Annotated in this window: 22 protein-coding genes; 4 read left to right on the top strand and 18 right to left on the bottom strand. The window is 62.8% G+C overall.

Annotated elements, in window-relative coordinates:
- The first annotated feature begins 111 nt into the window (after positions 1-111).
- Positions 112-750 carry an MBL fold metallo-hydrolase gene (locus tag CGZ66_RS33070; protein WP_095090876.1) on the top strand — a complete coding sequence of 213 codons (639 nt, stop codon included), beginning with the start codon at positions 112-114 and terminating at the stop codon, positions 748-750.
- Between the two features lie 171 nt (positions 751-921).
- Here CGZ66_RS33070 and CGZ66_RS33075 read toward each other — a convergent pair whose 3' ends face one another.
- The 3 genes from CGZ66_RS33075 to CGZ66_RS33085 form a co-directional block, all read right to left on the bottom strand.
- The gene (locus tag CGZ66_RS33075; RefSeq protein WP_095090877.1) at positions 922-1350 is read right to left on the bottom strand and encodes a BA14K family protein; all 429 of its coding nucleotides are present in this window, start codon (positions 1348-1350) and stop codon (positions 922-924) included.
- A 189-nt stretch (positions 1351-1539) separates the two neighbouring features.
- Entirely contained in the window at positions 1540-1752 is a 213-nt protein-coding gene (locus tag CGZ66_RS33080; RefSeq protein WP_013530020.1) for a cold-shock protein, read from the bottom strand.
- 353 nt (positions 1753-2105) lie between these two features.
- Positions 2106-2318, bottom strand: coding sequence for a cold-shock protein (locus CGZ66_RS33085; protein ID WP_006202520.1), 213 nt, complete (start codon positions 2316-2318; stop codon positions 2106-2108).
- Positions 2319-2825: 507 nt separating this feature from the next.
- On the opposite strand from CGZ66_RS33085, the gene CGZ66_RS33090 reads away from it, so the two are divergent.
- Positions 2826-3245 carry a Kazal-type serine protease inhibitor family protein gene (locus CGZ66_RS33090; protein ID WP_095090878.1) on the top strand — a complete coding sequence of 140 codons (420 nt, stop codon included), beginning with the start codon at positions 2826-2828 and terminating at the stop codon, positions 3243-3245.
- Between the two features lie 62 nt (positions 3246-3307).
- On the opposite strand, the gene CGZ66_RS33095 is transcribed toward CGZ66_RS33090, so the two are convergent.
- The 5 genes from CGZ66_RS33095 to CGZ66_RS33110 form a co-directional block, all read right to left on the bottom strand.
- Complete coding sequence (locus CGZ66_RS33095; protein ID WP_095091701.1) at positions 3308-3532, bottom strand: hypothetical protein; 225 nt, start codon at positions 3530-3532, stop codon at positions 3308-3310.
- Between the two features lie 99 nt (positions 3533-3631).
- Positions 3632-3769: a hypothetical protein gene (locus tag CGZ66_RS40160; RefSeq protein WP_164482279.1), complete on the bottom strand. Its 138-nt coding sequence runs from the start codon at positions 3767-3769 to the stop codon at positions 3632-3634.
- A 41-nt stretch (positions 3770-3810) separates the two neighbouring features.
- A complete protein-coding gene (locus CGZ66_RS33100) occupies positions 3811-4095 on the bottom strand; it encodes a hypothetical protein (RefSeq protein WP_095090879.1) in 285 nt (94 codons plus the stop codon).
- Positions 4092-4361 (bottom strand): hypothetical protein, encoded by a 270-nt coding sequence (locus CGZ66_RS33105; RefSeq protein ID WP_095090880.1) that lies wholly within the window; start codon positions 4359-4361, stop codon positions 4092-4094. Before CGZ66_RS33105 ends, CGZ66_RS33100 begins: the two co-directional genes overlap by 4 nt.
- A 148-nt stretch (positions 4362-4509) precedes the next feature.
- Positions 4510-4716: a cold-shock protein gene (locus CGZ66_RS33110; protein ID WP_023809797.1), complete on the bottom strand. Its 207-nt coding sequence runs from the start codon at positions 4714-4716 to the stop codon at positions 4510-4512.
- 785 nt (positions 4717-5501) lie between these two features.
- Here CGZ66_RS33110 and CGZ66_RS33120 point away from each other — a divergent pair.
- Positions 5502-7136, top strand: coding sequence for a tetratricopeptide repeat-containing sulfotransferase family protein (locus CGZ66_RS33120; RefSeq protein ID WP_095090882.1), 1635 nt, complete (start codon positions 5502-5504; stop codon positions 7134-7136).
- A 231-nt stretch (positions 7137-7367) separates the two neighbouring features.
- Here CGZ66_RS33120 and CGZ66_RS33125 read toward each other — a convergent pair whose 3' ends face one another.
- The 10 genes from CGZ66_RS33125 to CGZ66_RS39580 all read right to left on the bottom strand — a co-directional run bounded on the left by CGZ66_RS33125 (position 7368) and on the right by CGZ66_RS39580 (position 17714).
- A complete protein-coding gene (locus CGZ66_RS33125; RefSeq protein WP_095091702.1) occupies positions 7368-7721 on the bottom strand; it encodes a DUF1428 domain-containing protein in 354 nt (117 codons plus the stop codon).
- A 103-nt stretch (positions 7722-7824) separates the two neighbouring features.
- Entirely contained in the window at positions 7825-8247 is a 423-nt protein-coding gene (locus CGZ66_RS33130; protein WP_095091703.1) for a VOC family protein, read from the bottom strand.
- A 157-nt stretch (positions 8248-8404) separates the two neighbouring features.
- The gene (locus CGZ66_RS33135; RefSeq protein WP_095091704.1) at positions 8405-8587 is read right to left on the bottom strand and encodes a hypothetical protein; all 183 of its coding nucleotides are present in this window, start codon (positions 8585-8587) and stop codon (positions 8405-8407) included.
- A gap of 133 nt (positions 8588-8720) precedes the next feature.
- Positions 8721-9020: a HigA family addiction module antitoxin gene (locus CGZ66_RS33140; protein WP_095090883.1), complete on the bottom strand. Its 300-nt coding sequence runs from the start codon at positions 9018-9020 to the stop codon at positions 8721-8723.
- Positions 9021-9028: 8 nt separating this feature from the next.
- Positions 9029-9310 carry a type II toxin-antitoxin system RelE/ParE family toxin gene (locus tag CGZ66_RS33145; protein ID WP_095090884.1) on the bottom strand — a complete coding sequence of 94 codons (282 nt, stop codon included), beginning with the start codon at positions 9308-9310 and terminating at the stop codon, positions 9029-9031.
- A 100-nt stretch (positions 9311-9410) separates the two neighbouring features.
- Positions 9411-10937 carry an ABC-F family ATP-binding cassette domain-containing protein gene (locus CGZ66_RS33150; RefSeq protein ID WP_095090885.1) on the bottom strand — a complete coding sequence of 509 codons (1527 nt, stop codon included), beginning with the start codon at positions 10935-10937 and terminating at the stop codon, positions 9411-9413.
- A gap of 253 nt (positions 10938-11190) precedes the next feature.
- On the bottom strand, positions 11191-12096 hold the full coding sequence (locus CGZ66_RS33155) for a DMT family transporter (protein WP_095090886.1): 906 nt from the start codon (positions 12094-12096) through the stop codon (positions 11191-11193).
- Between the two features lie 303 nt (positions 12097-12399).
- Positions 12400-15423 (bottom strand): excinuclease ABC subunit UvrB, encoded by a 3024-nt coding sequence (gene uvrB, locus CGZ66_RS33165; RefSeq protein WP_095090888.1) that lies wholly within the window; start codon positions 15421-15423, stop codon positions 12400-12402.
- 128 nt (positions 15424-15551) lie between these two features.
- Entirely contained in the window at positions 15552-17198 is a 1647-nt protein-coding gene (locus CGZ66_RS33170; RefSeq protein WP_095090889.1) for a DUF2778 domain-containing protein, read from the bottom strand.
- 213 nt (positions 17199-17411) lie between these two features.
- Positions 17412-17714, bottom strand: a complete 303-nt coding sequence (locus CGZ66_RS39580; protein ID WP_143748929.1) for a hypothetical protein — start codon at positions 17712-17714, stop codon at positions 17412-17414.
- Here CGZ66_RS39580 and CGZ66_RS33175 point away from each other — a divergent pair.
- Complete coding sequence (locus CGZ66_RS33175; protein ID WP_095091705.1) at positions 17713-18582, top strand: protein-L-isoaspartate O-methyltransferase family protein; 870 nt, start codon at positions 17713-17715, stop codon at positions 18580-18582. The two genes, CGZ66_RS39580 and CGZ66_RS33175, sit on opposite strands and share 2 nt — an antisense overlap.
- The last annotated feature ends 10 nt before the right edge of the window (positions 18583-18592 follow it).

An 18592-nucleotide genomic window follows, 5' to 3' on the forward strand; every position in this document is an offset into this window, starting at 1 on the left:
CGGCTTCGGCCGCCCATTTTCGTTTTCGGAGCGACTGACCGTTCGTCTGTCGAGGGGTGGACGCCCTTCGCCCGCGCCGTTACATCACGCTGGAACAGCGAAAGGACGATCATGGGTCAGCTCAATGCCGGCATCGTGCCGGTCACACCGTTCCAGCAGAATTGCACCATCCTGTTCGACATGGACGACAAGCAGGGTGTCGTCGTCGATCCGGGCGGCGACATCGACAAGGTGCTGGCGGTGCTGAAGGACAACGCGATATCAGCCGGGGCGATCTGGATAACGCATGGCCATATCGACCATGCCGGCGGCGCCATGGAGTTGAAGGAGGCGCTCGGCGTCGAGATCATCGGCCCGCATGAGGCCGACAAGCCATTGCTCGACAATCTGGAAAACCAGGGCAGGCGGTACGGTATCGCCGGCGCGCGCAACTGCGTGCCCGACCGGTTCCTGACCGAAGGCGAGACCGTGTCGTTCGGCTCGCATGTGTTCGAGGTGTTGCATTGTCCCGGCCACGCGCCCGGCCATGTCGTCTACTACAACCGCGCGGCCAAGTTCGCCCATGTCGGCGATGTGCTGTTTCGGGGCTCGGTCGGCCGCACCGACCTGCCGGGCGGCGACCACGCGGCGCTGATCGCCTCGATCAAGGACAAGCTCCTGCCGCTCGGCGACGACATCGGCTTCATCTGCGGCCATGGTCCCGGCGGACGCTTCGGCGAGGAGCGGCGGACCAACCCTTTTCTGACTTAAGAGCGCCTGTGTTGCAGCCAATGCCTCTCCCCGTACTTCGCTGAAAAGGTGCCGGCAGGCTGATGAGGGGCGGCGCCGATCTCAAGAGAAATCCGGGACGGTCAAGCCCAACAACAAAAAGCGCTGGCCTCGCGGTCAGCGCTTTTGTTTGGGGCAGGGAAGCCCTTGGTCTTAGTTCGCCGTGCAGAAATGCTGTTCGCCGTCATTGCCGGTGAACGTGCCGGTGCGGGCATTGAAGGTACGGTAGCGGTCCGAGCAATAGTCGTACCAGTCACGCGTCCAGGGCTGAGCGTAGCCTTCATTGTAGACGACCCTCGGTTCTGCATAGTAGCGGCGCACCGGTGCCGGGCGGACCACGACGTCACGCTCGTAGTAACCGTCATCGTAGTAGCGGTCAGCATAGGGCGGGGGCCCGTCATTGGCCAACGCACCACCGATCAGCGCGCCGGCCGCGAGTCCGAGGACGCCGGCGGCGATTGCATCGCCGTCGCCGTGATGGCCGTGATGGCGCCAGTCATCCGCGTAGGCAGCGGGCAAGGTCGCGAGCGTGGTGGCGACCACGGCAACGGACAGGACAGCGGTCTTGAAAATTCGATTCATGTCGGTCTCCTTCGTGCCGGCCCGCGCAAGTTTCGGGGGATGCGGTCCGGCTTTACCAAAGACTAATATACGACCATGGCTGAACGGGGGCTGAACGGATTTCGACGCACAATATCCAAAACAGGCGTCAAAGACCCCTGCAGGGAACGGGGGCTATTCAGCCGGAGCCGTCGCCGGTCTGGAGCCGGTTCAGCCAACCGATAGGTTGACGGCCTTCGGGCCCTTGCCACGCTTGTCCGGTTCCGTGTCGAAGGACACTTTCTGGCCATCCTCAAGACCAGGAAGGCCCGACGCCTGCACGGCTGAAATATGGACAAAAACATCCTTCGCGCCATCATCGGGCGTGATGAAGCCGAAGCCTTTGGCATGGTTGAAGAATTTGACGGTGCCGGTCTGCGGCATGGGAAGCTCCTTTGGTCCCATAAAGTCCAGTCTCGGGCCGGCAAATGCCCGAGTGGAAATTTGTCCTTTATTTTAGCGCCATCGGCAAGAGAAAGTTTTTGGGGCTGCTAAAGTGCGTCGCGTTTGAAGGGATTCAGAGGGATTCAGACGACGCCCGTTTTAAGTCTTTGTTTTTATGCATGTCGTTGTCTCAAAGCCAGTGCGCACTTTTGAGCGACATGCATTGGCAGAACTCGCGGCACGAAAAAGGCGCGACGAAAACCGCCGCGCCTTTCAAATTCAAATCCCTCTCCAAGCCAGGTCCAGGCATTGGAGCCTCTGTCATGCGTCAGAGACGCACGGCGCCCGATGGCTCAGGCAGCGCGGAGGTTTACCGCCTTGGGGCCCTTGCCCATGCGATCCGGCTCGACGTCGAAGGTGACCTTCTGGCCGTCGACGAGCGTGCGCAGGCCGGAGGCCTCGATCGCGGAAATATGGACGAACACATCCTTGGCGCCGCCATCGGGCGTGATGAAACCGAAGCCTTTGGTCGCGTTGAAGAATTTAACGGTGCCGGTCTGGGCCATTGGGGAAACTCCTTCACCCGTTCAGTCTGGTGGTCCTGCCCGCCGCCTGGCGCAATGGGCAAGTCCCGGTGGTTGCTTCGGCAGTCATGCATTGGCGCATGGTCAAACCCCCCGCCGAAAACGGGGCCGTCAGAGATTCACAGTATCGGGGAAAGGTCGTCCAAAACGTTCCGCTCTCCGGGTCGCAAATGCCCGAACACGGAATTTATCGCACGGAAACGTGAAGGTTGCAAGATAGCGCCGCGGGCCACCACAATGGGCGCATCCCGACGCATGGATCGACAGACCTGAGCATCGATGCGGCCCGACATAGGCTTGGTTGCCGGCCGGGTCATCGGCCCAGAGCGCAGCCACGAATGGGCCAGATGTCGTGGCCGCCAGCGGGACGGGGCTGATGGGTGCCATGGCTCCGCGCATCGTTTCCGGCGGGAGGCTGCAAACGGGTTGCATTTGGCAATGGAATGGCAAGGATCGTCTTCCCGGGACGGGATTGAGGGAGAGATCAACATGAAGTTTCCGGCGACAGTCTTTTCGCGGCAAGGTTTTGCCATCCTGTTCCTGTCGGCAATTCTTGCCGCCTGCACCGTCGTCGTCGATGAGGGACCAGGGCCGCGTCCGCGTCCGCCACGGCCCGAACCGCAGTATTGCAGCAGGCAGTACGAGCCGGTCTGCGCCCGGCGCGGCGGCGACCGGCAGACCTTTGCCAATGCGTGCCTTGCCGACCGGGCCGGCTACCGCATCCTGCGCGACGGTCCGTGCCGCGACGGTAGCGGTGGCGGTGGCGGCGGCGGTGGCGAAGAGCAGACGTTCTGCACCCGCGAATATGCTCCCGTGTGCGCGCGCCGGCATGGCGAACTGCGCACCTTCCCCAATGCCTGCGAAGCCCGCGCCGCGGACTATCGCGTCATCGACGGCGGACCGTGCTGAAGGGAACTGGGTGTGTTTTGCTTTTTCCCACAAAGGGAAGAAGGGAAAGCTGATGCGTTCGCTCACACCTCCGCCGGATACGCACCGTCGGCCGGGCCAGCGTACAGCTCGCTGCCGTCCTCGTCGGAAATGCGTAGGCGATCGGGGATTTGCGGCATGGCCAGCGTGTGGAATAGCGCGGTTGCGCCCTGGAGGGCGGCGCGCAGGTTCGGCGCTTCCAGCGATACCTTGTCGAGCGTGGCTTCGTCGGCGTCGCGTGACCGGTAGAACTCGATGACGAAGTTCAAGCGCGCCTCCGTGTGCGGGGTGTTGCGCAAACGTGTCGTGTCAGTCCGTCGCCTCACAAAGTGGGCGACGGGGGGACGCACGAGGCGCCCCTGGGCTGGTCAGCCCTTCGACTTCGGCTTCAGGCTACTCTCGGCCTGCTTGACCGACGAGCCGAACGGGGAGGCTGGCTTGGCCACGACCTTGTCCTTCTTCGGCTTGCGCGTTTCGCGATTGCTTCGCTGTTGACCTTTGGACATGTCGTGCTCCTGTTGTGTGTTGGCGTGGCTTTGCTGGGCGCTCAGACGACCGGATTGTCAGTGACAACCGGGTTGTCAGTAACGACCGGGTTGTCGGCCGGTTCGAGATTGTCTTCCGTGGTGACCCGCTCATGGGTCTCCTGCTCGCTGCGGATGCGGTATTGCGGCGAGCCGTCCTTGACCGGAAGCCTGCTCTTGATCTGGAACAGTTCCGCGGTTTTCTGGACGAGGCCGGTGCGGCTCTTCATGCGGACAGTCTGACCGATCGCAAACTGGTGCGAGGGCGTGTCGGTGCGCGGGCGCGCATTCTGCTGGAAACGGATCATGCTGCATTCTCCCTGTCGCGCTTCAGCGCTGTTTCGAGTTCGAGGTAATCGATGGCGACAAGCTGGCTGGTGGTCGGATTTTTCACTGCCCTTGCCGGCAGATGGATGAAGGTGGCGACGCGTCGCCAGGCAAGCCGCGACATGCCCTCGATCACCTCTTCGTCGTGATCGATGTCGTAGTCGCCGGCCGGCAGTTGTCCTTCCAGTCCGCCGAGCACGAAGGGTGCCGCGAAATGGGCGATGGAGTGGGTGGTACGATCGGTCATTGTCGTGCCTTGATGCTTCCACAACGGCCCTGAAAAGCAAAAAAGCGGGGACGAGCCCCGCTTTCCTATTTCCGGCAATCGCTGGAAATAAGCCGCTTTCGAGAGCTGCCAGTACATCCGTGGTCAGCGTTCATCGAATTCGGCCGGATCAGATCAGTTGCAAATTGGCGGCCGATTCGCGGCCCTTGGTGTCACGCTCCAACTCGAACTGCAGCTTCTGGCCTTCGGCGAGGCCAGGAAAGCCGGCGCGCTCCAGCGCGCTGACATGGACGAAAACGTCCTTGCCGCCATCGGTCGGCTGAATGAAGCCGAAGCCCTTCTGGCCATTGTAGAACTTTACGGTCCCGGTGTTCATGTGGGTCTTTCGAGGGGTGAGATGAGGTCGCGAAACGCGGCCAGTATCGGTGATTTGGAATGAGATTGGCGGGTCGAGAACCTCTGACGCCGCGAGGTGCCAATTCTACCCAAAGCGATCCTGTACATATAGGCCTTTGCCGCAATTTAATCAAGGCGATTTAAAATAAAAATCGGGCTTCGCTCGAAAAATTGCTTTCTGTAACTTTCAGGAAAACGATGACACAAGCCCATAGATATCAAAAATTATTTGAAGTCTGGCGGGAACATTTCTCCCGGTATTTTTGTTTTATTTACGTATGAAAGGACGAGATTTCATGATTAACGAAACAACATCGGCAGGAGCTACAGTCGCGATCGGCCCATTGGCTAAACAAGCGACGGCAACGCCCATCCTGTCGCCGCGGCTGACCGTCAGGAGTGACGAAGCGGCAAAGCGAAGGGTCGCCGATACCGACGGAACGCTCCGGCGTGCCAGGCAAGTCGCGGAGGCCAACCGGCTGATTTGATCGCTTCTGCGCTGACGGATACCAAGCGAGCCTTGAACCTGAAGCGCCGATGGCCTAGATCGGTTCATCGTTTCACTGAAACGCCGAACCGCTCTATCTCCTTATTTGGCGCAATTCCGGACGGAAGACCGTTTCACACCTTTCCAGGAATTGCTGTAGATCGCGGCCGGCGGAAAAACACGGCAGGTTTCCCATTAACAGAGATCAGAGAAGAGCGGCGGGCGCGGGAGCCAGATCTGGCGCTGGAGGACAGCCACCGCTGGGGCTGGACCAGTATGTGCAGCAGGCACTGCAGCTGCACCAGGCCGGGCGACGGCAGGAAGCCGAGGCGCTTTACCGCCAGGTATTGGCGCGCAAGCCCAATCACGCGGCCGCGGCGCATTTCCTCGGCCTGCTGCTTCACCAGACCGGGCGCAGCGAAGAGGGGCTCGATCTCATCGAACAGTCGGTGAGCCTGCAGCCCACAAATCCCGATTTCCTCAACAATTTCGGCACGGTGATGCGCGATCTCGGCCGCATCGCAGCCGCCATCGATTTCTTTCGCGGTGCGGTGGATATCCGGCCGGACCAGCTCGCGGCGCGCGACAATCTTGGCTCGTCGCTGAAGCAGCTCAGCCAGTTCGAGGAGGCCGAAGCGATCTATCGCGGCACCGTCAGTCGCAATCCCTTCCATGTCCGCGCCCGCATCGGACTTGCCGAAACGCTGCAAGAAGCCGGACGTCTGGACGAGGCGCTCGCCGTCTTCCGCGAGGCGCTGACCATCCGGCCGAAGGACGCGGACCTGTTGCACGGGCTGGGCGTCGGGCTGATGGAAAAGGGCAAGCTCGATGAAGCCGCCGACCTGTTCCGGCAGGCGCTGGCGGTCGACCCCGGCATGGCCAGAGCCTGGCTGATGCTGACGCAGGTCAAGCGCCAGAAGGAGCGCGACAGCGAACTGACCGGGATGGAGGCTCAGCATGCCAAGGCGCCGCAGGATAGCCTGGCGCGCATGCAGCTGTCCTTCGGCCTCGGCAAGGCCAATGACGATCTGAAGGATTACGGCAGGGCCTTCGACTATTTCGCCGAAGGCAATGCGATCCGCCGCAAGGGCATCGACTACGATGCGGCCAGGACGCGTGCCGAATTCGAGGCCATGAAGGCAACCTTCGATGCCGGCTTCTTCGAGAAACACAAGCCCAGCTCGATTGCCGACGACACGCCGATCTTCGTCGTCGGCATGCCGCGCTCCGGCACGACGCTGATCGAGCAGATCATCGCCAGCCATCCCCAGGTCTATGGCGCCGGCGAGCTCAGCATCCTGAAGATGGCGGTAGGCAAGCAGTTTCCGTTGACCATGAAGGGCGGCTTTCCGGCTGGGATCGCCGACATGCCCGACAAGGCTTTTGCCGAGGCCGGCGAAGCCTATCTCGACATGCTGCACGCCCGCTATCCCGGCTTCAAGCATGTCACCGACAAGATGCCGGGCAATTTCCTGCTCGTCGGCTTCCTCCATCTGATGTTGCCGAAAGCCAAGATCGTCCATTGCGCCCGCGACGCGGCGGCGACGTGCCTGTCGATCTACAAGGTGCATTTCCGCGGCGACAGCCATCGCTACGGCTACGACCTCGGCGAACTCGCCGATTTCCACAACCTCTACACCGACATCATGGCGCATTGGCATGCCGTGCTGCCTGGGGTGGTGCATGATGTGCGCTATGAGGATTTCGTCGCCGACCAGGAAGGGCAGACGCGGGCGCTTATCGCCCATCTCGGCCTGCCGTGGAACGATGCGGTGCTGTCGTTCCACGAGACCGACCGGCCGGTGCGCACGGCATCCGCCGCGCAGGTGCGCCAGCCGATGTATCAGGGCTCGGTCGATCTATGGAAGCGCTATGGCGATCGGCTCAAGCCGCTGCTGGATAGGCTGGATTAGCGCGTGGGTGGCAGATTAACCCAGCTTCGTCATCCACGGGCGGAGCAGCCGCGAAGCGGCGTCGCGAAGACCCGAGGATCCATTCCGGGACCTCGATCGAAGGATGCAGCGGAGCGGAATTCTTCACCGTTTTCAATGCTTTAACGTAACAGCGTGGATCCTATGGTCTGCGCCGCGTCGCTTCGCTCCTTGCTCCGCCATAGGATGACGAAGCGATGGACGCTCAGTTGCTCAAAGCTCGATGAAGGGCTGGAAGCCGCCGAAGATCATGCGCTTCATATCGAACGGCATGGGGCCCCAATCGGGTGTCAAACGCGGGTCGGCCATCACCTTGGCCATCACCGTGTCTCGGCTTTGCCTGGATTCATAGACCGCCCAGGCGAAGACGACGATCTCGTCGTCAGTTGCCTGAACGGCACGCGGAAACGAGGTGACCTCGCCATAGGGCACGTCGTCGCCGATACACTCGACATAGGCGAGCGCGCCGTGTCCCATCCATATGGGGCCTGCGAGGTTGGCCAGCCTCTTGTAGTCGTCGAGTTTGGCCTTGGGCACGGCAAGCACGAAACCATCGACATAGGACATGGCATATTCCTCTTGCTGAAAATCGGGCGCCGAGCCTGCAGGGACGCGGCCCGGCGCAGGTGAGCGCATCACTCCTGGGGAAAGAGGTGCTGTTGCTCGCCTATTACTTCACCGGGGCGTTCATCGCCCAGGCAACACCAAAGGGGTCACGCAGCTGGCCCCAGCGGTCGCCCCAGAACATCACCTGCAGCGGCACCACTTCTTCGCAGCCGGCGTCGATGGCGCGCTGCCACCAGCTTTCGATGGTGTCGTCCTGGAGATGCAGCTGCATGGTGTAGCCCTGCGGGTTCTGATGCGGGTGGCCGTGCTCGGGGTAGGCGTCGCCCAGCATCAGCGTCGAGCCATTGATGTAGAGATGGATGTGCATGGTGCGGCCTTTTTCGTCCGGCGGATAGGCAAACACCTGCTCGGCGCCGAAGGCCTTCTTGTAGAATTCAGCGGCCTGGAAGGCTCCGTCCACCTGCAGATAGGGGGTCAATCCGCCGAGCACTTTCGGCGCGGGCTGAACGGGGGTCTGGTCAGTCATGTCTTGCTCCTCTTTGCGTTTGGCTTGGCCTTGCCAACCATAGGACGCATGAGGTGACGGCAATCCTACAGGGCCGCGAAATTTTTCTCGGCCGGGCCCGGACAGACCGGGCAACCGGCGGAATTGAGCGACAGAGGCAGAGGCAGGCTGGTCGCGGTCATATGACCTTGGCCGAGAAGGTGGCCGCGCGGCGGCTGTTCTGCGCGTCGAAGAGTTCCGGAAAGCCGATGTCCTTGCGCAATTCGGCGGGCAGCGAGAGCAGGATGCGTTCGCTGCGATGGCGGGCACGTGCCGCCGCATATTGGGTTGCGATGCGACCGATGGATGAAAGAACCGACATGACATGCTCTCCCTGGGTTGGCGCCGACATCATCGTGTCGGCATCCCAAGGACGCGGCAGGCTGAGGCGATCCGACAGATCGTCGGAACCTTTTTTCGCTGCACCGTCGGCCGCTCGAGGCGGGCCGCCTACCTCAAGCCGCAGTCTCCAGGCTTTCGATCGTTTCAATATCTGCCTTCTTGGCCTCTCCCTCGACAGCAAGGTCGTAGCTCGCCTGCATGTTCATCCAGAACTGCGGCGTGGTTCCAAAGAACTTCGCGAGGCGCAGAGCGGTGTCGGGCGTTACCGGTGTCGTCTCGCTGGCCAGGCGCTCGATGCGCGTGCGCGGCACATGCAGCTTCTTGGCCAATGTGTAAGGCTTCAGGCCAAGCGGTACGAGATATTCCTCGCGGAGGATTTCTCCGGGATGGATAGGTGGATTGATGTTCAGCATTTGAAACCTCAATGGTAGTCGGTTATTTCCACATCCTCGGCCTGCCCGTCCACCCAGCGAAAGCAGATGCGAAATTGATCGTTGATGCGGATCGAGTGCTGACCCGCACGGTTGCCTCTCAGCGGCTCAAGCCTGTTGCCTGGAGGCGTCTTCAGGTCTGATAATTCGGCGGCATTGTCGATCATGAACAGCTTCCGCTGGGCTGATCGGACTAGGTCCGACGGGAAACCCTTCGGAGCCTTGCCGTTTGATACGGCCTCGCTGGTCTTGTCCTTGAACGAGCGTATCATCTGCCGTATCCGATATACGTATCTTTGCATGATACGTCTCGGAAGTCAAGAGAACGTCTCATGCCATGATACGATAGGCGGTTCATCCTGCCGCCAACCCTCAGCCACCCGCTTCGGCGACCGAGCGGAAGAAGTCCTCGGGATCCTCGACTTCGGTCAACCGCCGCTTCTCGATCAGCCAGAAGCGGTTGCCGATGGCGCGGATGAAGGAGCGGTCATGCGAGGCGAGCACGCAACTTGCCTGATGCGCCAGCAGCTCCGCTTCCAGGGCCTCCTGGCCGTCTATGTCGAGATGGTTGGTCGGCTCGTCGAGCAGATAGAAATTGGGGTTGGCGAGCCTGAGCGCCAGCATCATCAGCCGCGCCCTCTGACCGCCGGACAGCACGCCAATCCGGCGCTCCTGCATATCGATGCCGACGCCGGCACCGGCGAGCAGCGAGCGGGCGCGCTGTTCGCCGACATCGTAGCGGCGCGAGACCATCTCCAGCGGCGTGTCGTCGCCGCCGATGCCCGACAACAACTGGTCACTGTAGCCAAGCACGGTCGACGGCGTCACCTTCACGTTCTGCACCGTCTCTGGCTCGAGGATGGCGTTGCGGATCAGGGTGACGAAGCGCGACTTGCCGACGCCGTTGCGGCCGAGCAGGACGATGCGATCGCCCTGGCAGATGTGGCGCTTGCCGGTCCTGAACAACAGCGTTCCATCAGGCGTTTCCACCGCAGCGTCCTCAAGCGTGATCAGCACCTTGGCGTGGGTGCCGCGATTGGCGAGCTTGATCGCGCCAGCCGATTTCTCGCGATGCGCCGGGGCCGCCGCCTCTTCCAGGCGCTCGGCGCGCTGATTGAGCTGCTTGGTCTTGACCGTCAGCAAGTCACTGCCCGAATTGATGCCGATGTTGTTGAGCTTGGCGGCCTGCCGGCGCAATTGCTGCGCCACCTTCATGTCGCGCTGGAACTTGCGCTCGGTCGAGGCGTCGACGTCGTCGAGCGCCTGCCTGGCTCGCGAGTAGGGCAGGGCAAACACCGGCGACTGTTCCGGGCGCAGGAAGAGCGTCCGGTTGGTGGTGGCGTCGAGGAAGGCGCGGTCATGGCTAGCGATGACGACGGGCACCTCGCGCGGCAGCGTGTTGAGCCAGGTTTCGAGCTGGCTGATCCTGGCCAGGTCGAGATGGTTGGTCGGCTCGTCGAGCAGCAGCACATCCGGATCGGTGACCCAGACGCGGGCGATCAGCGCAAGCCGCTGCCAGCCGCCACTCAGCGCCTGCATTTGCCGTTCGCGCATCGGCTCCGGCACGTCGAGCGAATCGAGAACGACGTCGACGCGCCACATCTCGCTTTCGGCCTGCTCGGGCGGCAAGGCGTCAGCCACCACCTGGTGGAACGTACGGCCGAGAAGGGCCGATGCAACGGACTGTTCGACATGGCCGACGCACAGGCCGCGCGTGCGGCTGATGTCGCCAAAGGTCGGCTCCATCTCGCCAGTCAAGCATTTCAGCAAGGTCGACTTGCCGCGGCCATTGGCGGCAACGATGCCGAGCCGGTCGCCGGTGCCGATGGTGAGGTCGAGATTGGCAAAGAGCGGCGCACTCATGGTGACGCCGAGGGATTTGAGGCTGATCAGGGCCATTTTGATTTCTCTGGTCTTGCCGGAGCCAAGTCCGGTTCAATGCACTTTGACGGTGCGCGTGCAGGCCATCAGGCTCGGCGTTGCAACACCACGAAGGGCAGACCAAAAAAATCGAAGCGGGAAAAACCCGGACCGTCCCTGGTCAGCCCTGCAAGCTAGCTCGCAGGGCAGAAATCGGGCCACGCTGACGATGGTGACGAAAAAACGTAAACACGTGAGCCCTCCTTTCAAGACGTTCGAGTACGGGAGATGACTACACCAAGGGCGAGGCCGATGGCAAGGCTGCCGCTTTCACCCGGCGCGGGAACGGGTCCAGCACCAGCACGCAGCCGGCGATGATCGCCACGGCGCCGAAGCCCTGGACGATGGTCAACGACTCGCCGAGCATGACCGTGCCGACCAGCACGGCGATCACGGTCACGGCAAACTCGACGCTGATCGTCCTGGTGGCGCCGATGCTGGCGACCAGGCGGAAATAGACGACATAGGTCATCGCGCTCATGACGCAGGCAAGGATGACGAGATAGAGGAAGTCGATGGCGCGCGGCATCGCCGGCACCGGCACTGCCAGCAGCAGCGGCAGCGTCATCAGTCCGCCGAAGAGGAAGGCGGCGCTGGTGAGTTCGAGCGAGCCGGCCGAGCGCAGATGGCGGTTGGCATAGTTGCTGCCGAAGGCCGCCGAGAAGGAACTGAACAGCGAAGCGGCACAGCCGAGCGCAAAGGATGTCGTGACGGGCACTGCCGGGAAGCCGACGAGAATGATGATGCCGGCGGCACCGAGCAGCAGCCCGGCCAGCCCGCGGACGGTGATGCGCTCAAGCCCCCACAACTGGCCGATGATCATCGAGAACAGCGGGATGGCGGCAACCAGGATGGCCGCCATCGCCGTGCCGATGCGCGGGGTGGCATAGGACAGGCCGATCAACTGTGCCGCGACCGTCGTCGCGCCGACCACGGCGAAGTGCGACCAGCCGGCGCTGAAGTCGAGCCGGCGCCTCGTTGCCACCGCCAGCAGCAGAAGCGTGATGCCGGCGAGCAGCGAACGCAAGGTCACCGCACCGATCCAGCCGAAGGCATGCACCACCTTGAGCAGCACCAGGAACGACAGCCCCCAGGTGATGGCCAGGAAGACGTAGGCAGCGATGTCCTTGGGCTTCATTGTGTGGAGGGCGGTTTCTGGTCCAGGGCGGATGGCGGATGGCGGATGGCGGATGGCCGTATCGGTTCCACCCGCAACTGGCAAGGGCGGGCCCAAGAGAGAGTTCCCGATAGAAGGGACATATGTTGGAGGGACAGCGCCCCCCTCTGTCCTGCCGGACATCTCCCCCACACGGGGGGAGATTGGCTGTCGCGGCCGCTTTCGCCAATCGCCAAGGTGGCCGGAGGATCGGCTTCAGCGAAGCTGCCAATCTCCCCCTTCGGAGGAGATGTCCGGCAGGACAGAGGGGGGCGCGAAGGATCGCTATCGTCCCGGCCTGCCCGTCTTGCCCGGCCGACGTTTTTCGCGGCGGGCGTCGCCGGGATCCTCATAGGAGCCAATGCCGGCGCGCTCGCGCTTGACCGGTTTGTCGCCCTCGATGGGTGTCTCGGTCCGCCGCACCGTCATCTCATCCAGCGAGTTCTTCTTGAACAGCGGTTTGGTGGCGTCGCCGGGTATGCCGAAATCGGAACCGTGCGCCTCTTCGGCCGACTGCTTCTTGAACAGCGATCGGGACACCGCGCCTGCGGGCGTGGGCATGTCGGTGCCCGGACCCATGGCGTCGAGCGACGGCTTGCGGAAGAGGTTGGGCCGGGCAGCCTTGGCCGCCTCTTCGGCGGCACGTGCTGCGTCGAGCTTGCGGAAACGCTCCTGTTCCTCCGTCGTACGATGTTTGGCCACGCCCTTGTTGTGCTTGCCCTTTTCGCGGCCCGAGGCGGGACTTTGGCCTTCCATCTCGCGCGCCAGCGGGTCTTCGGAGATCGACAGTTCCATCTCGCGCAGCCGCTTGATCTCGTCGCGGATGCGGGCCGCCTTCTCGAAATCGAGATTGGCGGCGGCGTCGCGCATCTGCTTGTCCATGGCGTCGAGATGGGCCTTGAGATTGTTGCCCATCATGGCGCCGGCGCTGTCGGTGAACTGCGAGATGTCGGCGCGGACATGGTCCTTCTCGTAGACCGAATCCAGGATGTCCGAGATGCGCGACTTGACCGATTCCGGGGTGATGCCGTTGGCCGCGTTCCACTCCATCTGCTTTTCACGGCGGCGGCCGGTCTCTGCCATCGCCCGTTCCATCGAGCCGGTGACCTGGTCGGCATAGAGGATGACCTTGCCGTCGACGTTTCTGGCAGCGCGGCCGATGGTCTGGATCAGCGAGGTTTCTGAACGTAGGAAACCTTCCTTGTCGGCATCGAGAATGGCGACGAAGCCGCATTCGGGAATATCGAGGCCCTCGCGCAAAAGGTTGATGCCAACCAGCACGTCGAAGGCGCCGAGCCGCAGGTCGCGCAGGATCTCGATGCGCTCCAGCGTGTCGATGTCGGAGTGCATGTAGCGCACGCGGATGCCTTGCTCGTGCAGATATTCGGTGAGGTCCTCGGCCATACGCTTGGTCAGCACTGTCACCAGCGTGCGGTAGCCGGCCTTGGTGGTGTCGCGGATCTCGCCGACGACATCGTCGACCTGGCTCTTGGCCGGGCGCACTTCGACCGGCGGATCGATGAGCCCGGTCGGGCGGATGACCTGCTCGGCGAAGACGCCTCCGGCCTGTTCCATCTCCCAGCCGCCCGGCGTTGCCGAAACGGCGACGGAGAGCGGGCGCATGGCATCCCATTCCTCGAAGCGCAGCGGCCGGTTGTCCATGCAGGACGGCAGGCGGAAGCCATACTCCGCCAGCGTCGCCTTGCGCCTGAAGTCGCCGCGATACATGCCGCCGATCTGCGGCACGGTGACGTGGCTTTCGTCGATGAAGACCAGCGCATTGTCGGGAATGTATTCGAACAGCGTCGGCGGCGGATCGCCCGGCTGGCGGCCGGTGAGATAGCGCGAATAGTTCTCGATGCCGGCGCAGGAGCCGGTGGCCTCCAGCATCTCCAGATCGAAGCGGCAGCGCTGTTCCAGCCTTTGTGCTTCGAGCAGCCGGCCGGCGCGCTCAAGTTCCACCAGCCGGTGCTTGAGCTCTTCCTTGATCGACTTGATCGCCTGGTTGAGGGTCGGGCGCGGTGTCACATAGTGCGAATTGGCGTAGATCTTGACGCTCTTCAACTCGCCGGTCTTCTGGCCGGTCAGCGGGTCAAACTCGGTGATCTGCTCGATCTCGTCGCCGAACATCGAGATGCGCCAGGCGCGATCCTCAAGGTGGGCCGGAAAGATCTCGATCGTGTCGCCACGCACGCGGAACGAGCCGCGCACGAAGTTGATGTCCTGCCGCTTGTACTGCTGCGCGACGAGGTCGGCGAGCAGAGCGCGCTGGTCGAGCCGGTCGCCGATCTGCATCTGGAAGGTCATCGCCGTGTAGGTCTCGACCGAGCCGATACCGTAGATGCAGGACACGGAGGCGACGATGATGACGTCGTCGCGCTCGAGCAGCGAGCGCGTCGCCGAATGGCGCATGCGGTCGATCTGCTCGTTGATCGAGGATTCCTTCTCAATGAAGGTGTCGGTGCGCGGAACGTAGGCCTCCGGCTGGTAATAGTCGTAGTAGGAGACGAAATACTCGACGGCGTTTTCGGGGAAGAATTTCTTGAACTCGGAATAGAGCTGTGCGGCCAGCGTCTTGTTCGGCGCCAGGATCAAGGCAGGGCGCTGTGTCTCCTCGATCACCTTGGCCATGGTGAAGGTCTTTCCGGAGCCGGTGACGCCGAGCAGCACCTGGGTGCGATCGCTGTTGTCGACGCCTTCGACCAGGTCCTTGATCGCCGTCGGCTGGTCGCCGGCAGGTTCGAAATCCGACACCATCTTGATGGCGATGCCGCCTTCGGATTTTTCCGGGCGGGCAGGGCGGTGCGGCGTCCACAACACGCCATCCTTGTGCAGGGGATTGCCGGATTCGATCAGCGCCGACAGCGCGGCCACCGTAGCGGTGACGCCGCTCGAGGTCATCGTCTCGGCTTCTTCGAGCGAGATGTCGAGGCCGGCGACCGGGTTGAGGCCGGCGGCCGTGCGCTCCCTGGCTGTCGCCGCGCCACCCATCGAGGTGCCGCGCGCGGTGCGGCCGGGCGACGACGAACGCTCGGGGATCTTTTTCGATGGCTTCGGCGATTTGCCGCCGTCGCTCCTGCTGCCGAGGCGCCCCTCTTTCTCGGCTTCCTGCTTGATCTGCTCGGCCCAATCGGCGATCGAACCAGCCAGCGGCGTGCCCGACAGTTCGGCCTGCGGCATCTCGGCAAAGCCGCCCTTGTGCAGCGGCTCCGAGGCGTCGAGGAAATCGGTCAGCGGGCTGCGCTGCTTCGGGGCGGCGCGGTCGTCACTCGCCGTCGGCGGCGTTTTTTTGTCGGGGGATTTGGCCATCTCCCGAATATGGGATTTCCTGGCCAAAATGGAAAGAGCGCGGTGGGGAGAGGCGTATCGGACAACGCTGCTCCTGACAGTAGGCTGTCAGGAGCAGGGCAGAAAGTGCGGCTGAATGCTTCTTGGTATTACGCGCCCCTGGCGGCGGATGCGACCCGCGTCGGCGAAGACGACAGGCGCGGCACCACAACGAGGCGCTTGATTTTGCCCTTCTTGAAGGCGGCGAGGAAGCGCGCATAGTCCTTGAAGGCGACGCAGCCGCTCGACTGGGCGTAGCGGCCCCGAAGCAGGTAGGTATGGGCCAGCAGGCCGTCGCGATTGTATTTGTTGCGGCCATCGACCGGTGTCAGGCGCAAAGCCTCCACACCATGAAAGCGCGACTCGCGCAGCGACAGATTGTAGGTGTTGGGCGGTGTCGGTCCGCGGTTCTTCTGATCGGCATAGCGCGGCTGGTCCGCCATGGCGCCAACGCCCGAATGCGCCTCGAGCCTCGAACCGTCAGGCATGTAAACGGTCCCGGCGCTGATGTCGTAGACGGCGACGCCATTGCCGGGTCCACTGCTGGAGCCCGGCGAGTTGAACAGGTTCTTGAATGCCTGGCCAAGGCCGCCGGAAGGTGTGTCGGGCTTGGCATAGGCCAGCACGTCACCCTCGCCGGGCCTGCCTTGCCGCGCCGGCCTGGAGGGCTGGGCCTGTTGAACCGTCTCACGGGCGGGCTTCTGCTGCTGGACAGGCTTCGACGGTTGCTGGACGGGCTTCGACTGTTGCTGGATGGGTTTCGTCGACTGCTGTACGACCTTGGGCTGCTGCGGCGCGTCGAATTGCGGGCGCCGGGTCGGCAGCGGCACGTCGTCGGTCAGCGCATCCGGCAGGGAAGCTGCATCGCCGGGCTGTGCCTGCTGGGTTTCGACAGGCGAAACCGCGACATCGGCCGAGGACTCGGTCATAGGCAGCGGCGAGGCGAACGCCTCGTCGTCGACCGGCAGCGACTGGACGAGGGCAAGCGCCAGCTGTGCGTTGTCTGGCGTCTGTGCGTCCGACTGGGCAAAGCCCATCGGCTGCGGTGCCGTCTGCACGACGACGGAGCCGGTATCCATCCGGGCGAAGCGTTCGGCCGCTGGAGCCGGCATGTCATCCGACAGGCTGGCCATGACCTTGACGGACGGCACCAGGGACGCTTCAGCAATTTGCGGCGCAACGGTGGAAATGACCGGGCGCGCGGATGCGTCGGCCGCGACGACAGGTTTTCCGGCGCCGGCAAAGGCAGCGGCGAGCTTGGCCGGCGACAGCGACGCCTCCATGCGCTCGAAACGCTCTTGCGATTTCGACTTTACAACCATCGGGGCTGGCTTTGCCTGCGCCACGAGGCGAGCGGATTTCTCAGCCTGCGGGTTTAACGCAGCCAGCTTGAAGCAACTCGCGCCGCATTGCACGGCATGATCATGCAGCGCCTGCGTGCCGCCATGGGCATTGGGCAGCACGAACGGCGCCGAAGATGTCAGAAAGCGCTGCTTCAACGGATCGGCAAGGGCAAGCGCCCCCGGCATCGAAAGCGTCTGCGGCAGGCCGCCTGATGTCGCCGACAGCGAGGCGCCGACGGAACTCAGGCCGGCCATGGTACCGACCAGCCACAGGCCAATGGCCGCGCTGACACCGGGCACCGCGACCCAGCGGACGATCCGTTCAGGGTTGAAGGAAGAGGACCGTGGCGCGTCGCAGGCGGTCTCGCCGTCCCAACGCTCGTCCCCGCCAATTTTTTTACTCAAGAACGCCATGCACCAATCTTGCTCCAATCGGCTCCCACGTCCGCGGCTGTTATAGCCGCGACGACCATTCTGTGAGTGATCCCAGGTGGTCCCCGACGCGTTTGCCGCGCCTGTCGTTAGTTGCCGATTGCTTCAAAATATGGACAAAGTTGGTTAATCAATCCCTCTCAAAACCAAACGAACGACGTGGACTTTTTGCCTCAAAAGGCTTGTCCACGACCATCAACGCGGCATTGGAGCCCCTCCAATGCTGTTTTGCTGCCTGTTTTTGTCCCCCAAGTCAAGCAAAACAGCCTTTGCTAATTTACCAAAAAGGCCGTTCAGCGAGTCATGCGACAATGTCGCGCGCCATTGAGTGCTGCTGAACAGGCCGTCGGCACCGGCAAAACTGTTGCCCGCCTGCCACAAATTCATCGCCCGGACGGTTGCCCCTCGACGGCCATTGACTCGTTTTGGGAGGCAGTGCAATCGGATTGAAATGCTTGGGTTTGAGGTGGCAAAGGCCACTTTTGGAGGCTTTTCCATGAAGCGTCGGGACTTCTTGACGCTGTCGGCGGGGGCGGCGGCATTTTCCATTCTTCCTGGCGCCGCTAGGGCTGGCGTGCCGGTGCCGTATGATCGCAACGCCGAAGTGCCGGTGAACGACAAGAAGGCGTTCATCGAGTGGATGGTGGCCAATCGCGGCGAGGACCCGAAGTTGCTGGCCGAGCGCTTCGATCGCTTCCAGATCATGGTCTACAACAAGGACGTGCTGGACGACCGCAACAAGCGCGCCTTCCTGTTGACGCCGCGCGAGGAGTTCGTCCTGCCGCAGAATCTGGCGCGCGCCTATGATCACGCCTTCCTCGACATCGGCTATGGCGTGACCATTTCCGGGCCGCATCTGGTTGGACGAATGACGACGGCCATCGACGTCAAGCTCGGCGAATCCGTGCTCGAGATCGGCACCGGCTCCGGCTACCAGTCGGCCTATCTGGCCAACCTGACCGACAAGGTGCACACGATCGAGATCATCAATCCGCTGGCGCAGCGCACCCGCCGCACCTATGACGCGCTGATCGAGCGCGGCTACAGCGAGTTCGGCTCGGTCACCAGCCGCAACGCCGATGGCTACTACGGCTGGGAAAGTGTTGGGGCGTTCGACAAGATCATCGTCACCTGCGGCATCGACCACATTCCGCCATCGCTGTTGCAGCAGCTCAAACCGAATGGCGTCATGGTCATACCGGTCGGTCCGCCAGGCGCCCAGCACGTGCTCAAGGTGATCAAAGAGCAACTCGCCGACGGCACGTTCAACATCGTCCGCTCGGACATCTATAATGGCAAGGTGGTGCCTTTCGTGCCCTTCACCAAGATGGAAGGCGACCAGATCGTCGGCACGCACAACAGCTGAGCCGGCCGTT

The sequence above is a fragment of the Mesorhizobium sophorae genome (assembly GCF_002270415.1).
GTDB lineage: Bacteria > Pseudomonadota > Alphaproteobacteria > Rhizobiales > Rhizobiaceae > Mesorhizobium > Mesorhizobium sophorae.

Bases quoted from the DNA above. Each gene is read 5' to 3' on its own strand.
- CGZ66_RS33070 (WP_095090876.1), top strand. From the start codon at position 112: ATGGGTCAGCTCAATGCCGGCATCGTGCCGGTCACACCGTTCCAGCAG.
- CGZ66_RS33075 (WP_095090877.1), bottom strand. From the start codon at position 1,350: ATGAATCGAATTTTCAAGACCGCTGTCCTGTCCGTTGCCGTGGTCGCC.
- CGZ66_RS33080 (WP_013530020.1), bottom strand. From the start codon at position 1,752: ATGCCGCAGACCGGCACCGTCAAATTCTTCAACCATGCCAAAGGCTTC.
- CGZ66_RS33085 (WP_006202520.1), bottom strand. From the start codon at position 2,318: ATGGCCCAGACCGGCACCGTTAAATTCTTCAACGCGACCAAAGGCTTC.
- CGZ66_RS33090 (WP_095090878.1), top strand. From the start codon at position 2,826: ATGAAGTTTCCGGCGACAGTCTTTTCGCGGCAAGGTTTTGCCATCCTG.
- CGZ66_RS40160 (WP_164482279.1), bottom strand. From the start codon at position 3,769: ATGTCCAAAGGTCAACAGCGAAGCAATCGCGAAACGCGCAAGCCGAAG.
- CGZ66_RS33100 (WP_095090879.1), bottom strand. From the start codon at position 4,095: ATGATCCGTTTCCAGCAGAATGCGCGCCCGCGCACCGACACGCCCTCG.
- CGZ66_RS33105 (WP_095090880.1), bottom strand. From the start codon at position 4,361: ATGACCGATCGTACCACCCACTCCATCGCCCATTTCGCGGCACCCTTC.
- CGZ66_RS33110 (WP_023809797.1), bottom strand. From the start codon at position 4,716: ATGAACACCGGGACCGTAAAGTTCTACAATGGCCAGAAGGGCTTCGGC.
- CGZ66_RS33125 (WP_095091702.1), bottom strand. From the start codon at position 7,721: ATGTCCTATGTCGATGGTTTCGTGCTTGCCGTGCCCAAGGCCAAACTC.
- CGZ66_RS33130 (WP_095091703.1), bottom strand. From the start codon at position 8,247: ATGACTGACCAGACCCCCGTTCAGCCCGCGCCGAAAGTGCTCGGCGGA.
- CGZ66_RS33135 (WP_095091704.1), bottom strand. From the start codon at position 8,587: ATGTCGGTTCTTTCATCCATCGGTCGCATCGCAACCCAATATGCGGCG.
- CGZ66_RS33140 (WP_095090883.1), bottom strand. From the start codon at position 9,020: ATGCTGAACATCAATCCACCTATCCATCCCGGAGAAATCCTCCGCGAG.
- CGZ66_RS33145 (WP_095090884.1), bottom strand. From the start codon at position 9,310: ATGATACGCTCGTTCAAGGACAAGACCAGCGAGGCCGTATCAAACGGC.
- CGZ66_RS33150 (WP_095090885.1), bottom strand. From the start codon at position 10,937: ATGGCCCTGATCAGCCTCAAATCCCTCGGCGTCACCATGAGTGCGCCG.
- CGZ66_RS33155 (WP_095090886.1), bottom strand. From the start codon at position 12,096: ATGAAGCCCAAGGACATCGCTGCCTACGTCTTCCTGGCCATCACCTGG.
- uvrB (WP_095090888.1), bottom strand. From the start codon at position 15,423: ATGGCCAAATCCCCCGACAAAAAAACGCCGCCGACGGCGAGTGACGAC.
- CGZ66_RS33170 (WP_095090889.1), bottom strand. From the start codon at position 17,198: ATGGCGTTCTTGAGTAAAAAAATTGGCGGGGACGAGCGTTGGGACGGC.
- CGZ66_RS33175 (WP_095091705.1), top strand. From the start codon at position 17,713: ATGAAGCGTCGGGACTTCTTGACGCTGTCGGCGGGGGCGGCGGCATTT.
- CGZ66_RS39580 (WP_143748929.1), bottom strand. From the start codon at position 17,714: ATGGAAAAGCCTCCAAAAGTGGCCTTTGCCACCTCAAACCCAAGCATT.